Source organism: Prevotella sp. C0209C1 (genome assembly GCF_056583855.1).
Genome location: NZ_JBWPJP010000018.1, coordinates 1 through 15,362 on the forward strand (window position 1 = coordinate 1; position 15,362 = coordinate 15,362).

Annotated in this window: 12 protein-coding genes and 2 pseudogenes; 4 read left to right on the plus strand and 10 right to left on the minus strand. The window is 35.9% G+C overall.

Annotated elements, in window-relative coordinates:
- Together AC1DCD_RS06175 and AC1DCD_RS06180 are read left to right on the plus strand one after the other, a co-directional pair.
- The coding region (locus AC1DCD_RS06175; RefSeq protein WP_480349140.1) for a transposase at positions 1-234 on the plus strand (234 nt) is incomplete at its 5' end.
- 2 nt (positions 235-236) lie between these two features.
- Positions 237-644 (plus strand): annotated as a pseudogene (locus tag AC1DCD_RS06180) (response regulator transcription factor); the annotation flags it as partial.
- 130 nt (positions 645-774) lie between these two features.
- Here the strand turns inward: AC1DCD_RS06180 and AC1DCD_RS06185 are convergent.
- Both AC1DCD_RS06185 and AC1DCD_RS06190 read right to left on the minus strand, forming a co-directional pair.
- Complete coding sequence (locus tag AC1DCD_RS06185) at positions 775-1,839, minus strand: hypothetical protein (RefSeq protein ID WP_353586832.1); 1,065 nt, start codon at positions 1,837-1,839, stop codon at positions 775-777.
- Between the two features lie 59 nt (positions 1,840-1,898).
- The gene (locus AC1DCD_RS06190; RefSeq protein ID WP_154653957.1) at positions 1,899-2,066 is read right to left on the minus strand and encodes a hypothetical protein; all 168 of its coding nucleotides are present in this window, start codon (positions 2,064-2,066) and stop codon (positions 1,899-1,901) included.
- Positions 2,067-2,249: 183 nt separating this feature from the next.
- On the opposite strand from AC1DCD_RS06190, the gene AC1DCD_RS06195 reads away from it, so the two are divergent.
- Complete coding sequence (locus AC1DCD_RS06195) at positions 2,250-2,678, plus strand: 2'-5' RNA ligase family protein (protein ID WP_464640914.1); 429 nt, start codon at positions 2,250-2,252, stop codon at positions 2,676-2,678.
- A gap of 168 nt (positions 2,679-2,846) precedes the next feature.
- On the opposite strand, the pseudogene AC1DCD_RS06200 reads toward AC1DCD_RS06195, so the two are convergent.
- From AC1DCD_RS06200 to AC1DCD_RS06220, 5 genes and pseudogenes are all read right to left on the minus strand, one after another.
- Positions 2,847-3,421: pseudogene (locus AC1DCD_RS06200) on the minus strand (group II intron maturase-specific domain-containing protein); the annotation flags it as partial.
- A gap of 159 nt (positions 3,422-3,580) precedes the next feature.
- Complete coding sequence (locus tag AC1DCD_RS06205) at positions 3,581-3,997, minus strand: hypothetical protein (RefSeq protein ID WP_464640912.1); 417 nt, start codon at positions 3,995-3,997, stop codon at positions 3,581-3,583.
- A complete protein-coding gene (locus tag AC1DCD_RS06210; RefSeq protein WP_464640910.1) occupies positions 3,994-5,307 on the minus strand; it encodes a tyrosine-type recombinase/integrase in 1,314 nt (437 codons plus the stop codon). Before AC1DCD_RS06210 ends, AC1DCD_RS06205 begins: the two co-directional genes overlap by 4 nt.
- A 51-nt stretch (positions 5,308-5,358) precedes the next feature.
- On the minus strand, positions 5,359-6,588 hold the full coding sequence (locus AC1DCD_RS06215; RefSeq protein WP_464640908.1) for a site-specific integrase: 1,230 nt from the start codon (positions 6,586-6,588) through the stop codon (positions 5,359-5,361).
- A gap of 369 nt (positions 6,589-6,957) precedes the next feature.
- Positions 6,958-8,463 carry a glutamine synthetase family protein gene (locus tag AC1DCD_RS06220; protein WP_308533232.1) on the minus strand — a complete coding sequence of 502 codons (1,506 nt, stop codon included), beginning with the start codon at positions 8,461-8,463 and terminating at the stop codon, positions 6,958-6,960.
- Between the two features lie 362 nt (positions 8,464-8,825).
- Between AC1DCD_RS06220 and hemN the strand changes: the two genes are divergently transcribed.
- The gene (gene hemN, locus AC1DCD_RS06225; protein ID WP_464640906.1) at positions 8,826-10,190 is read left to right on the plus strand and encodes an oxygen-independent coproporphyrinogen III oxidase; all 1,365 of its coding nucleotides are present in this window, start codon (positions 8,826-8,828) and stop codon (positions 10,188-10,190) included.
- A 124-nt stretch (positions 10,191-10,314) separates the two neighbouring features.
- Here the strand turns inward: hemN and abc-f are convergent, their stop codons facing one another.
- The 3 genes from abc-f to feoB form a co-directional block, all read right to left on the minus strand.
- Positions 10,315-12,111, minus strand: coding sequence for a ribosomal protection-like ABC-F family protein (gene abc-f / locus AC1DCD_RS06230; RefSeq protein WP_464640904.1), 1,797 nt, complete (start codon positions 12,109-12,111; stop codon positions 10,315-10,317).
- A gap of 4 nt (positions 12,112-12,115) precedes the next feature.
- A complete protein-coding gene (gene yihA / locus AC1DCD_RS06235; protein ID WP_008451056.1) occupies positions 12,116-12,721 on the minus strand; it encodes a ribosome biogenesis GTP-binding protein YihA/YsxC in 606 nt (201 codons plus the stop codon).
- Between the two features lie 149 nt (positions 12,722-12,870).
- A complete protein-coding gene (gene feoB / locus AC1DCD_RS06240; RefSeq protein ID WP_464640902.1) occupies positions 12,871-15,345 on the minus strand; it encodes a ferrous iron transport protein B in 2,475 nt (824 codons plus the stop codon).
- Positions 15,346-15,362 lie beyond the last annotated feature (17 nt).

Here is a 15,362-nt window from a genome sequence, read left to right on the forward strand (position 1 = left end):
AAACACAAACTATTTTGTAAACGAGCAGGTATAGAACCAACAATAGGACATCTTAAAGCAGACCACCGATTATCTCGCAACTTTTATAAAGGTGTGAAAGGAGATGCTATCAATGTATTATTAGTTGCGGCAGCATATAACTTCAAAAGAGCTATGAGAGTTCTTTTGTACCTTATAAAAAGAATCAGCATAAAGCTTGTCAATACAAACTTTATGCTGAAATATAGTTTTTAAGGGACGACTATATAAAGAAGCCATTTGTTCCTGATGAACTTGATGCGCATCTTCACGCTATTCTGAAGATGAAAGAAGGCAAGAAAAGCAGAAATGAAGAAGACTTATGCAACTTCGGACATTACACCTTAAATACCAAATACTCTACATTGCTTGACAATGTAACAGATAAACGATTCATGCTTACTGTAAGAGAAGCGCAGATTCTTCAGGTGTTGGCAGAAAACAAAGGTGAAGTAGTGAGAAGAAATGTCATTTTAAGCCGTTTTTGGAATACTGAGGATGATTATTTCGCATCTCGCAGCCTTGATGTATTCATTACCAAACTCAGAAAGCTATTTGCCGCTGATTCTTCAATAGAGATTATTACCAAAAGAGGAACTGGACTTATACTTGAGGTCCAGGAATAATCTTCAAGTTTTGGCACTAAATTGATTATATTGAAGCGGAAAATGTATTACGTTAAAGTAGCTCATGTCATGGTAAAATGTATCCATGGCAAGGGCTACTTTTTATTTGTAGAGTAAGAGAGAAGAACCATTATTCAACCTGTGTCATATGACTTTCCATTATTTGCACTAATTGTGGTGCTAATGGAGTGACTATTGTACTATCATCCCATTCAGAAAAAGGCTCGTTTGATTTTGATTTCCTTACTTTTTTGTACTGTCTCATTTCGTCTTTGGAGATATACTTGTGTTCCAAAACATATAGTTCATCAAAAACTTCAATCATCTGTTCTTTGGGCTCCTTCTTGTGACTAAAAAACAACTTTCTATAGTTCTTTCGGTTTATCAAATCCATATAAGATTGATATTCAGACTTATATATATAATTTTCTGTCTGATAAAAGTTCTCAAGCCGTGTAGTATAACCAAATAGTGTTTTAAGCTTCTTTTCTTTAGTAGTAATAGCATCATATTCAACTCGCAATACCCCTTGAACTGTATCTAACCTTATTACACCTCCAACCATTTCGTTTAAGAATAATCGGCAATCTATACTATCCGCATTATATCTCCATCCTTCTTTTTTTAATGATTCTATTAATGTGAGACCATCCAAATATGGAGTATAAATATATTTATTGACAAGAGTATTTGTTCTTTTCGTATCCTTTTCAATCAATTCGTTGTTTTGGAAAGTACGGATCTTTTGAACAAATCTCTCCGTATCTTTATGTTTTACATTGATAAAAAAATCCAAGAAGCCGTCTCTGAAATATTTCATGCAAGAATCATTCAGTTGATAGCTTCGGAAGTAAGTCTTAAGATAAATGTAATCTGTATTCTTTGCTGTAACTGTCACCTCTTTCAATTGATAGTCAATAGGAGAAAGAAAAACAGATTTGCCTTTCTTAAATTGTGAGGATTTCACATTCTCTGGATTATAGGCAATATGTTGTATAGTAACAATCTCATCACTCAAGTTTTTAGGTAAATTACCGTCAATGTCTGTCGTTCCAACGACAGCCCCTTTGTTATTTAAAATCTGCGCATAGGATATTGGCTGATTTGTTGTTTTATCCAGCAATACAGCATGACCTGAGACATTCAGATTTACAATGAATAATAAGGATAAAATAGTGCAAATTTTTACTTCCATACTAACAAAAGAACTTATTAAAACTATAATAATCTTGGATGACAATGAGAGAGATAATGTTAATCTACATTCTTACCGTGAAATACACGAATGCCGAAGATAAAGATTTCTGTGTTTCCTTTAATTCCGTCCATCGCACCAGTTACTTTAATAATGGATATACCACCACCATTAGTACTTTTCATTTCTTGTAGATTCATCTCCTGCATACAAACTTCTGTTTTCATAACTTTTAAAATTAAATGTGAATAATAATTGTCATTTATTGCAATAAATTTTCAAACTGCAATCAATCAAGTTTGTTGTTCTTTTAACACTGCAAATTTAGCTTGTCTTATTGGTGGCAAATGTTAAGCTAATGTTATTTTTAGGTTATCCATATTGTTTAATGTATCCTTTCAGAACTGACTATGCTTTTTGTTATTATAAAGCAACTGGTATTCCACCCATCAGCAACGCCAAATCCCGGAATGATACTTTCCTTTGAATTGAAAGTTCCAATAGACTATGAAACAGATTGGTTTAAGAGAATGAGGTCTATAATGAGTGAAATACCTGTTGTATGGCAGAAGGACTATTGTCATATAACATTAGCATTCATAGATGATACTCCGATCGATTTGGACTTGCGCCAAATCATCAAGAAAAATCTTGATGCAATAGAAACGCCTACTCTCACATTTGACAAAATAGGGGCATTTGAAATTACAACAGGATTGGGTTTTATTCATCTTGGTGTTTCAGAAATACCATCGCAGTTTTTGTCTATGGTAGAATCTATGCGCAATGATTTGAAAGACGTTGCTGTAAGATGTTTTCTAATTTCAGGTTGCATGTAACGCTCGGTAGGGTTAGACTGTCTGGCCTTATTATTTCAATTATTGATAATATAGCAAATACAGTTGACTTGCAACTATTGCTGTCCGATAAAACTCAAAAGAGCAATCGAGTAGGAGGTAAACACTAATCATAGGTGCTTATCTCTTACTTTCGTGTTCACTGACCTCTCACACCACCGTACATGCGGTTCCGCATACGGCGGTTCCTATTTTAGGTGTCATTCGAGATACGATCCCATTAAAGTGGCATACCCTGCTGAGCGTAGTTTATTGTTATCTATCGTCCTTGTTAAAATAGGACTATCAGCTATTCGCCAATAACTCTTGCGAGTATTACCCCATTCGTATGCTTGGTATTGATTGATACCATATCTGATGAGGTTTGCCACTTTTGTCCTGACTTTCTTCCAAGCTTTCTATATACACATGCGTATTCTACGTCTTAACCATTCATCAGTGTCAAGTAGGAGACATTTCATATTGGCAAGGTGATAGTAACCTACCCAACCTCTTATGTATTCTTTCAGCTTTTGCTTTCTCTTGGCGTGTCCTCATCCATTACTGCGACTTGTCAGTTTTTTTAGCCTTGACTTCATCTTGGCTTTGGACTTTGGGTGTACCGTGAGTTGGTATTTGCCGTTCATTACATAAAAGGAGTAGCCAAGGTATTTCACTCTGCGCACATACGACACTACGGCCTTTTCCTTGTTGATTTTGAGATATAGAGCATTCTCTATAAAGCGATGAAAGAAGAAAGACAAATATAGTTACTGCGTAGTACCATTATTTCTAGTACTTTACTACACGTTAATCCTTTTTCTTTCACCGCTTTATCCCTTAATGTAGTTATGTAGTAAGATACAATCTCAGTGAAAGAAAAAGGAAAGATAAGAAATAATCAATTAGTTATTCGTGTTACCGAACATAAACATCGGTATTATCACGGATACAGGTTTCTGCAACCTCTCACAGATATACTTTCTGAACAAATGCGCTTCCGTACTGTCCAATTGAAAGGACAAGGCGATGATTGTTGTTAGTGAATAGAGCGGAGCATAACCTTTGAGTTGTCCGTTAATGATGATTTCCTCCTCACCTGCAACCTTCTCATTGGGATGTAGATGGGAGGATTTCATTACTGTTTGCAGTCTATGGTTAAGTTTACTCCACGTTACTCCGAAGAACCTTGTGAGTTCGCCCTCTGTTATGACTATCTTTCCGTTTCCCTTTTGGATTATCTGCATATTGCTGCCCCAATCAAAATAACTGCGCTGATTTCCCGCGCTGGTCTTCGTCTTTAATTTATAGCTCGTATTCATGCCGTATCCCCCTTTCTGCCATTTAAACTAACAATCAATGGAATTTTCTTTGTAGCTGCATCCACATCCGCATTTGTGGTATTGTTATCCTTAGCCTTGTACTTGGCAATGAGCCTGTCCATATCCTCCGAAATTTTGTTGTCCGTTACCTGCGCATAAACTTGAGTGCTTGATATGGAAGCGTGCCCCATCATCTTGGCTATGCTCTCAATGGGAATACCTGCGCTTAGGCTCATTGTGCCAAATGTATGTCTTGCCATGTGGAAGGAAAGTCTTTGGCAGATACCGCAAGCCTTTCCCACGATGCTCAGCTTGGTATCCATGACACTACGGCTGCTATGAGGTTGGAAGAAAAGGCTGTCGCCTTTTTCTTTCACTGTCTGTTGTTCTTCGTTTCTTTCCTGCGCGTTCCTGCAATGACTGATGATAGCTTTCGCTATGGGATGTAACGGCACTATAAATTCTACTTTTGTTTTCTGACGCTCCTTTCTTATATACATCTTCCCATCCGCTGCACTCTTAATATGCCCAAACTTCAATTGTTCCATATCCGTAATGGCTAAACCTGTAAAGCAGGAGAAGATAAACGTCTGTCTTGCAAGTTCGGCATCGCTATCACATATCTTCATTGCCATCAGGTTTGCTACATCACTCTTACTAAGAAAGCGGATAGCCTTTTCCACCTTTTCATATTCTGCATGCTCAAATGGATTATAACGAATGATGCGCTGGCTTACCGCACGGAACATTAAACGGCTCAGCCAACAAAGATAATTGTTGATGGTAGAGCCTTTCAATCCTTTCTTTTTAAGAAAGAAGCGGTATTCCTCAAACAGTTCCTCTGTAATGGTTCCGATGGGTATATCCTGCACTCCTTTGTTTTCTACAAATTCACGGAGATTTCTGCCAGAATAGAACAGGTTCAGATAAGTTCCCTCTGCCCTTGATCTGCCAACACTTTCCTTGACTGCTTGGAGTTCCGCTCTGCTCATGGCAAGGAGCGTGGTCGGATTGGTGGCAATACCCTGTAAACAGTTCTTTACAAGCTCCACACTTACCACTCCATCCTTTACAAGAATATCCCGATAGGTCTTTTCCACCAAATCCCTAAACTCATTAATTCTTTGATTGGTCTTCTTATTGGTTGTCAAACCCTGCTTGGCATCCCACTCAGAGGGCTGGCACTCTTCGCCCGTGGTAATGACTGTGTTCTTTCCGTCTATGGTGATACGGCAGAGAATGGCGGTATTGCCGTCTGCCTTTGTTTTCAGTCTGTTGATATAGAACAGTATCTTGAATGTACTTCTCATTGTCTTGGTAGTCTTGATTTATAAGTAATGATAAGATAGAAAAAATAGGAATTAGATTGTTAACTGCATATCTTCAGTGAAAGAAAGGAAACGGTCAAATTCCTCAAAGAGTTTCTGTGGCGTTACCTTTGCATAACGCTCGGTCATGCTCACGTTGGAATGCCCCAGCATCTTACTCACGGTCTCAATCGGTACACCCTGTTCAAGCGTGATGAGCGTGGCAAAGGTGTGTCTTGCCGTATGTGTGGTAAAGAGAAAGGCTATACCCTCTCTAAGGCGCAATGCTTTAAGATACGACTGATAGGTGGCATACTTCATCTGTGGCAGCAGTCTTTCCCTTTCTTCGCTTCGATACTTCTCTACTATCCTAATCGCTTCGGGCAACAACTTAATACGGCAAAGTACACCTGTCTTCTTCCTATTGAACTTCATCCAAAGATTTTCCTCATCATCACGCACAAGATGGGACTTGTTCAGTTCCATCAAATCACAATATGCAGCACCCGTATAACAGGCAAAGAGGAAAATATCCCTTGCCGTTTCCATTTCTTCCTCCAACTCTCCGAAGTGGGTATTCATTAGTTTGTCAAGTGAACGTCTGTCAAGTGCCTTTGGGAGTTTCTTATCACCTCTTGCTATCTTTACATTAGCAAATAATAAGGTGTCAGCCAATCCTTCACGGTATGCCAACCTGCATACGGTCTTTATTTGGGATGCAACTGCATAGAAACTACTTTCCTGAAACCCTAATTTGTTCAAGTAATAGTCCCTGAAATCATAAATGAAATTTTCTGTAAGTTGCGAGAAAGACAAATCTTCCACCTTGTACTTGTCTTCGATAAATGTCCGAAGATTATTACGGGTAGTATAGTAATTGGAAATTGTTTCTCTCTTAATGTCAATTCCAATATGTTCTTTCTTCTCCCTGATGAGGATGTCCAATCGTTCGATAAGCATACATCGTGTCTGTACGCTGCCTTGAAACAGCTCCTTTACATCGGTTGCGTCAAATGGGCAACTTCTTGCAAGCAAAGACTGATAGGCTGACTGAATGGACAGCAGCAAGTTCTCCAACCTGCCATTCACCTCCACCGCCTCACGACTCTTTCCGTCCATTCTGCTCTCACGGGGATTCCACAAATCGGGATTGCAGGAGAGCTTGCAACTGAACTGGGCAATGGAACGCCCGATTGTGATACGTCCCATAATCGGAGCTTTCCCCGATTTGTCCAGACCGCTCTTTTTGAGGTAGAGCAACACCTTCATTTTCTCTTGTTTCATACGCTTTAATTTTTATGGGCAAAGTTACCTGAATTAAAGCGTTCCTCACTTATGCAGAAAACTGCCGACCGTAGCAACAACCACACGAGCGAAAATAACTTAGTTACCGAATATTGCCCCATCGTTACTTATGACGAAATCGGGTAACGCTCTAGTAACTGAACTTCTGCCTAAATCTGCATATTATAACTCTTTTTGAAAAGAGCACTTCTATGCAAATTATTCCGTTTCCTGCTCATTATCAGTCAGTTTACACCAACTTCGATATTTCTTCATTTTCGCTGATTAGTTGTAGTGCAAGTTCCATTAAATACATAGTTGGAATTATGGGACTTGCACTTTTCTATACATTTATGTTAACTATTATAATTATCCACAGTGGAAATATTTTTTCACTAAAATGGCTATTTCTTCTGGTTTATCATGTATATCAGCACGTAAAGTGCGGTCGTGGGTATCACGTAGTTGCTTTAAAATGCCGTCTATCATAGCAGCAGGGAATACATTGTATGCCTGATAAATAGATCGTTGCTTTTCTAAGCAATCTGCAGAAGCTTCACAAGAATCAGGTAGTTGTGTAAGATTAGCATATTTGCTGGCATTTTTTTCGTCATGAATATCACTATCGGCAAATGTACGTTCTGCTATTTCTTTGGCATTAGACATTTCAAAGCCATGACGACAAGCCACACATAACCCCGCAAGAAGCTGATAAATATCAGCAGAACCATCAGGTGATCGCATTTCAACAGTCTGTTTGCCACTATAATCACGTTGTGTTAAAGGTTCTAAGGGATTAGCTTTATGACACATGTCTTCACCAGAAGTCCAGCCTAAAGGTACACGAACCAAAACAGATCTATTGCTCATACCCCAACAAACGTTAGTAGGAGCTTCTTGATGAGGAACAAGACGGAAATAAGATGTAGGATTTTTATTACCAAAAGCTGTAATGCTTGGTGCAAGTTCCATCATTCCTGCTATCATTTTTCGTGCATCATCAGAAAGTTTACCATTATTAAGCATCATATTCTTACCATTTTTCATCATGCGCATATGAATATGCATACCTGAACCAGCTTTTCCTGTGGTAATTTTAGGTGCAAATGTAACGTCTAATCCTTGTTTATAGGCTAAAGTTCTGATAGCCCATTTAGCTAAGAGTATCTGTTCTGCACATTCATTTGCAGGTACTGGTAAAAATTCTATTTCATTTTGTTCATAGTTTAAGTGATTATCTACAAAATTACCTACTTCAGAGTGTCCATATTTTATCTTACCTCCTATTTCTGTAATGATTTTCATACATGCAGTGCGAAAGTCGTTGGTTTTAGAGAATGGAGAACTTTCATGATATCCATGTTGGTCTTCAGCAAGGAAGTCCTCTTCTTGTTCATGTATAACATAATATTCAAGTTCACCCATTGCTTCATAGGTCATTCCTGTTACTTCTTCAAAGGCTGTCATAGCTTTAAAGAGTGTTTGCTCTGGAGAAGAGGCTAAAGGTTTTCCATCTCTATCAAAGAAAGTACATAGAAAGCATAGAGTAGGGGTAACTGCAAAAGGATCTATAAAAGCAGTAGAATAGCGAGGTATTATATATAGGTCACTACTTTCTGCAGCTATAAAGCTAAATAATGATGATCCATCTACACGTTCACCACAGGTAAGTATTGTTTCGAGATATTTTTTTGAGTGGATAGAGAAGTTTAAGGTTTTTAATCTTCCGTCTCCAGCAGGATACATGAAATTTACCATTTCAATTTCATACTTATCTACTATTTTAAGAATGTCTACTTTGGTAAAAGTCTTTGATTTCTTACATAGAAATGTCTCCAACTTGTTAGCAGAAAAAAGATTAATATTATTTTCCATTATTAAAAAAATTATGAGGTTATATTTATTACAAAAATAAGAATTCTTTTCTGAAAATAAATCTTTTTAGTGTTTTATTTTCTCTTCTTTTCCTACTCATTTATGATGATAAAAGTAACATAAATATACTTTTATGTTTAACTTATGATACTATAAGGCTATTTATAAGAAATAATTGTGTATTTTTGCTTGCAATAAATGATAAAGATATGACAAAAGGAACTTAAAGAAAAAATATTTGTAGTGTAACAAGATTTTATTTTGATAAAAGAAAGTCATATTACCTAAGATAGAAATAATAAGATTATATAGGCGTATGGCTTATTAATTTATAAAACAATAAAATAATTTTTTTACTTATAATGAATACTAATATTCTTAATAAATATAATGTATCTGTACCACGATATACGAGTTATCCTCCAGCTAATTATTTTGAATCATTTACTGAGGATAACTATATAGATGTTCTTGAAAGAAGTAATATCTATGGCACAAGTAATCTTTCATTTTATTTTCATATACCGTTTTGTTACCGATTGTGTCATTATTGTGGGTGTAATTCTTATCCTATGCAGAAACAAGAAAATGTAAAGGCTTATGTAGAGGCTATTCATAAGGAAATAGATATTGTAGCAAAGCATTTGAATAAAAAGAGGTGTATTTCTCAGATACATTATGGTGGAGGAAGTCCTACATCTTTGCCTGTAACAGTTTTGAAAGAGTTTAATGAGCATTTGTTTTCTTATTTTCCAACTATAGAACATCCTGAAATAGCAATAGAGTGTCATCCTGGTTATTTAGAAAAAGATGATTGGTATAAATTGTTATCAGCACATTTCAATCGTTTTAGTATAGGTGTGCAAGATTTTAATGAAGATGTACTTAAAGTAGTTAATAGAACTCCTTCCAAGCTACCTTTATTAGATATAATTAACATATTGCGTGAAGGTGGTGCAAGTATTAATATGGATTTTCTTTTTGGGCTTCCTCTTCAGACACCAGATAGTTTCCTTCAAACAATGCGCAAGGCAATAACTCTTAAGCCTGATCGTCTTACTACTTTTAGTTATGGTCATTGTCCATGGATATTTAAGAGACAAATGATATTAGAGAAGGCTGGTCTGCCAAATGGTGAAGATAAGTCATTGATGTTTAAGAATGCCGAGACGGAATTATTAAAAGCAGGATATGAAGAAATAGGTTTAGATCATTTTGTGTTGCCTTCTGATGAACTTGCATTAGCACTTAATACTCACCAGCTTCATCGTAATTTTCAGGGTTATTGTACTCGACGCACTACAGGGCAAGTATATGCTTTTGGTGTTACAGGTATTAGTCAGTTAGATATGGCATACGCTCAGAACACTAAGTCAATAGATGAATATATAGCAATGCTGTCAATAGGACATCTTCCTATTAGTAAGGGATATAATTTATCTTCACAACAAAAGATAGTAAGAGCAGTAATAGAGCAGCTTATGTGCAATTATCATATAGAATGGGAAACTTTAGCTTCAGAGCTTAATATATCTAAAGAATTTCTTATAGATAGTATTAATTATCAGTCTGATGTTTTAGAGGAGATGCAACGTGATGGTTTGATAACATTCTCTGAAGATTATTTAACAGTATTAACATCTGCTCGCCCTTTTGTTCGTAATGTAGCAGCGGCTCTTGATCCTATGATGATCAATACAGAGAAGCATTTTTCAAAGCCTTTGTAAGTACTTTTGCAGTAAAAAGTTTTTTACACACTTAGTTTTAAGTTAATAATTATTTGTGCGGTGTTTAGGAAAATAGGTATTATACTTTTTAATTATAAGATTTTTGTATAATCTCTTTTAGTTATCAAGATTTTAATTCATCTAATTCTAACCACCGCATTTCAAGTTTGTCAAGTTCGCTACTTATTAAAGGCAGACGTTTACTTTTATCAGTAAGTTCTTCTACAGATAGAGTTCCAGAGCAGAGTGCTTCTTCAATGGCTTGCTTTTCTGTGTTTAGTAGTTCTATTTTTTTTGTTATTTGTTCATATTCATATTTCTCTTTAAAGGTCATTTTGTGTGTTAACTCATTGCTACTATTATGGCTCTTGTTTAGTTTAGTGGTACTTTTGGGTTGTTGAATAGGTTTAGAAACATCTTGCTCTTTTGACTTTAGGCGCATATAATCACGATATTGCGTGTAGTTGCCAGGGAAGTCTTTTACATCTCCTTTACCATTAAATACTAAAAGATGGTCTACTACCTTATCCATAAAATATCTGTCGTGTGATACAATAATTACGCATCCAGGGAAGTCTTGTAGATATTCTTCTAAGATCTGAAGGGTCTGAATATCAAGATCGTTGGTAGGCTCATCAAGTACCAAGAAATTAGGGTTTTTCATTAATACAGTGCAAAGATATAGTTTGCGCTTTTCACCTCCAGATAATTTGCTTACATAATTATGCTGTTGTTCAGGTTCAAATAAAAAATGCTGTAAAAATTGTGAAGCACTTAGATGCCGTCCACCACCTAAATCAATATAATCGGCTATATCTGTTATAATATCTATAACTTTTTGATCATTGCGAAATTGTAATCCATCTTGTGAGAAATATCCAAAGCGTACGGTTTCTCCTATGTCAAATTTCCCCTCATCAGGTGTAATGTAACCTAAAAGCATTTTAATAAATGTAGATTTTCCAGTACCATTATTTCCAACAATTCCCATTTTTTCAAAACGAGAAAAGTTATAATAGAAGTTATGGAGAATTACTTTATCATCAAATCGTTTTGAAACATATTGACATTCAAAAATTTTACTTCCAATATATACATTAGACGATTTAAGTCGTATTTGTCTTTCTTCTATGCGTTGTTTAGCCTTAGCTTCCAGGTAGTAAAAAGCTTCTTCACGATAGCGAGCTTTATGTCCGCGTGCTTGTGGCATACGGCGCATCCATTCCAGTTCGGTACGATAAAGATTATTTGCTCGTGCTATTTCAGCCTTTGTGTTATCTATGCGTTCTTGTCGTTTTTCTAAATAATAAGCATAATTACCTTTATAGGTATATATGGTATTATTATCTATTTCAATGATAGTATTACAAACATTATCAAGGAAATATCTATCGTGTGTAACCATAAGAATGGTTTTATTACCACGTTTTAAGTAGCTTTCAAGCCATTCTATCATATCTAAGTCGAGGTGATTTGTGGGCTCATCAAGTATGAGAAGGTCTGGTTCTAAGATTAAGGTGTTAGCTAAGGCTACACGTTTTTGTTGTCCTCCACTTAATTCCCCCATAGGCTGCTCCATATTATATATCTTTAGCATAGTGAGTATCTGTTTTGCCTTTAGGAGCTTTTCTTCATTACCTTGATGATTAAAGCAAGCATCAAGTACAGTCTCATTAGGATCGAATATGGTGGTTTGCTCTAATAATCCAACCTTTATGTTATTACGATATATAATACTTCCGCTATCGTATCCTTCCTTTTCGGTGAGTATAGATAGTAAAGTTGATTTCCCTGTTCCATTTTTAGCTATTAGTCCAACATGCTGTCCTTCGGAAACAGAAAAAGATATGTCATTAAATAGTATTTGAGCCCCAAATCGTTTTGAAATAGATTGAACATCAAGATAAGGTTTTTGATTCATAAAATTAGCCTTTATTGATATTAGAATTTATACTTTCTATATAATTGAGAACTTCCTCTTTACCTGTTTTCTTTTCAGCTGATGTTATGAAATACGGAGGGAGTTCTTCCCATGTGTCTTCTAGTTTTCTCATCCAAAGAAGTGCATTTGATTTGGCTTTTCCTGTTGTTAGCTTATCGGCTTTTGTGAAAATTATAGAGAAAGGAATGTTGCTTTTTCCTAACCAGTCTACAAACTCACGGTCAATAGTTTGCTGTTCGTGTCGAATATCAATAAGTACAAATACATTGATAAGCTGTTTACGCTGTAATATATATTGTGCTATCATCTGTTCTAATTTGTTACGAACAGATTTAGAGCTTTTTGCATATCCATATCCAGGTAGGTCTACTAAGTACCATTCTTTGTTGATAATGAAATGGTTTATAAGCAATGTCTTTCCTGGTTTTGCCGATGTTTTAGCTAAACCTTTGTGGTTACATAGCATATTTATAAGACTTGACTTACCCACATTTGATCTGCCGATGAATGCGTATTCTGGCTTGTTATCATTAGGGCATTTAAAAACAGTAGGAGAGGATATAGTAAACTCTGAATCTTTAATAATCATGATAGCTAAATATTTAGCGGCAAAATTACATAAAAATTATTGCAAATACTTCTTCAAGTAAGTATTTTTAAATATAAAGATTTAAAAGATAAATACTTTTAATACTGTAAATATTCTATATGCAGGTATAATTTTTAGCAAAGCTCTCTTTATATAAAAAGTAATCCTATCCTAAATACCACAGCACTTACTACCCATGCTAATGCCGTTGTGTATATTGCGCAGAATAAAGCCCAGCCCCAGCTACCTGTTTCGCTTTTTACTGCTGCTATAGTAGCTATGCAAGGAAAGTATAATAACACAAAGAGTAAGAAGCAATAAGCAGTAAGTGTGGCTATAGGTTCGGCTTCTTTTATACTAATACCATGTGTTTTAGCCACATCTTTTGTTATTTGTTTGTGAAGAGAGCTATACTTCTTGTCATCATTGCTATAATTGTTATCATTACTAAAGCTATCATTGTCAGTATAAAGTACTCCCATAGTAGAAGCGACAATCTCTTTAGCTCCTACTCCTGATAATATTCCGACGTCTAACCGCCAGTTGAAACCTTGAGCCCGGAAGATAGGCTCTACCGCTTTACCTATTCTTCCTATATAGCTTTGTTCTTGTTTTTCTTGTCTGTTTATTCTTGGGTCATCGTTTACAGGAAAATAACCTAAAGCCCATACAATAAGTGATGCTACAAGTATTATTCCACCCATCTTTTTAAGATATTGTTTACCTTTCTCCCAAGTATGCCTACCTATGGCTTTCCATGTTGGGAACCGATAGGGAGGAAGCTCCATAACAAAGGGAGTATCTTCGCCTTTTATTAGAAAACGAGAGAATATCTTACTTGTAATAATAGCGATTAATATACCTATAACATAAAGCGATAACATAGCAATAGATCGGTATTTCATAGCAAAGAAAGAACCTGTAATCATAATGTAAATAGGTAAACGAGCCGAGCAGCTCATCATAGGTAGTATGAGCATAGTGATAAGACGATTGCGTCGGCTTTCTATAGTACGTGTTGACATAATAGCCGGGACATTACAACCAAAACCCATTACAAGAGGTATGAAAGACTTGCCATGTAACCCTATTTTATGCATTAATCTATCCATTATGAATGCTGCTCTTGCCATGTAACCCGAGTCTTCCATATAAGAAATAAAAAAGTATAGAATAAGTATTTGTGGTAAAAATACTATAACTTGCCCCACACCTCCGATAATGCCACCTATAAGCATATCTTTTAAAGGTCCTGCTGGTAAATGCCCCTCTATTAAAGTTCCAAGATCTGCTATACCTGTTTCTATCCAGCTCTTGGGATACTCTCCTAAATTGAACGTAGTAGTAAACATTATAAAGAGGAGTAAAAAGAATATAGGAAAACCTAAATATTTGTTTGTGAGTATGCTGTCGATAATATGTGTAGTATGGTAATTGCCTTTTTTATTACCAGGACGATAATGTGTTTCTTTTAAAGCACCATTAATAAAACCATATTTAGCGTCCATGATAGCAGTTTCGCTATCGTTACCGGTTTCTTCCTTAACACGCTTTTCGGCTTCGTCACGATGTTTGAGTATTTCTGTAGAGTCGTTTAGGCTATAAATGAAATTTTCTACCTCTTTATCATGTTCTAAAAGTTTGATAGCAAGGTAGCGGGTGGAATAGCGTGAGCGTATGTCGGGGTATTGTTCTAAATGTTTTTGAATGGCTTTAATGCCGTTTTCTATTTCGTGTCCATGATTGATAAGTATATGCCTATAGCCGGAAGGTGTGTTTTCATCATTTTTATATACATCAATTACTTTTTTGAAAAGTTCCTTTACGCCACGTCCAGAAATAAAAGAAGTGGGTATCATTGGTATTCCAAGTAGCAAAGAAAGCTGTTGTACATTAATATTATCGCCACGCTTTTCTGTTTCATCAAACATGTTTAGAGCACATACCATAGGTATATGCATTTCTATAAGTTGTGTTGTAAGATAAAGGTTTCGCTCTAAATTAGAAGTATCTATTACATTGATAACTATATCAGGAGTTTTATCCGTGAGCTGAGTACGTACATAAAGCTCTTCAGGACTATAAGCAGACAAAGAGTAAGTACCAGGCAAATCTACAAGGTTAAATCTGTAGCCGTCTTGTTCAGCATACCCCATTTTAGCATCAACTGTTACCCCAGAGTAGTTGCCAACATGCTCATGAGCGCCAGATGCAAAATTGAACAGAGAGGTTTTACCACAGTTTGGATTACCAACCAATGCTACTGATATAGTTTTCTTATGTTTGTTATTAGAAGTGTTAATGTTAATGGGACTAAGTGTTTTGTCCATAACATCGTTCTTCTTAGCAAAGATTGTTTGCTGATGGTTAGCTGTGTCTTGTCCTATCTCTTTATCATCATACTCTGGTTGCACTTCTATGTTGTCTGCTTCGCTATGTCGCAAACTAACCTCATATCCCATTATTTTGTATTTTACAGGGTCTTGCAGAGGAGCGTTAAGCATAACCTCTACCTTTTTTCCTTTGATAAACCCCATTTCAATAATGCGTTTTCTAAAGCAACCTTGTCCTAAGACTCTTATAATAATGGCAGAATCGCCTGTCTTTAATTCTGATAATTTCATTTGATATAATACTATTG

Coding starts and splice junctions, on each gene's coding strand:
- AC1DCD_RS06220 (WP_308533232.1), bottom strand. CDS start 8,463: ATGGAAAATAATATTAATCTTTTTTCTGCTAACAAGTTGGAGACATTT.
- AC1DCD_RS06195 (WP_464640914.1), top strand. CDS start 2,250: ATGCTTTTTGTTATTATAAAGCAACTGGTATTCCACCCATCAGCAACG.
- feoB (WP_464640902.1), bottom strand. CDS start 15,345: ATGAAATTATCAGAATTAAAGACAGGCGATTCTGCCATTATTATAAGA.
- AC1DCD_RS06205 (WP_464640912.1), bottom strand. CDS start 3,997: ATGAATACGAGCTATAAATTAAAGACGAAGACCAGCGCGGGAAATCAG.
- AC1DCD_RS06215 (WP_464640908.1), bottom strand. CDS start 6,588: ATGAAACAAGAGAAAATGAAGGTGTTGCTCTACCTCAAAAAGAGCGGT.
- AC1DCD_RS06190 (WP_154653957.1), bottom strand. CDS start 2,066: ATGAAAACAGAAGTTTGTATGCAGGAGATGAATCTACAAGAAATGAAA.
- AC1DCD_RS06185 (WP_353586832.1), bottom strand. CDS start 1,839: ATGGAAGTAAAAATTTGCACTATTTTATCCTTATTATTCATTGTAAAT.
- hemN (WP_464640906.1), top strand. CDS start 8,826: ATGAATACTAATATTCTTAATAAATATAATGTATCTGTACCACGATAT.
- yihA (WP_008451056.1), bottom strand. CDS start 12,721: ATGATTATTAAAGATTCAGAGTTTACTATATCCTCTCCTACTGTTTTT.
- abc-f (WP_464640904.1), bottom strand. CDS start 12,111: ATGAATCAAAAACCTTATCTTGATGTTCAATCTATTTCAAAACGATTT.
- AC1DCD_RS06210 (WP_464640910.1), bottom strand. CDS start 5,307: ATGAGAAGTACATTCAAGATACTGTTCTATATCAACAGACTGAAAACA.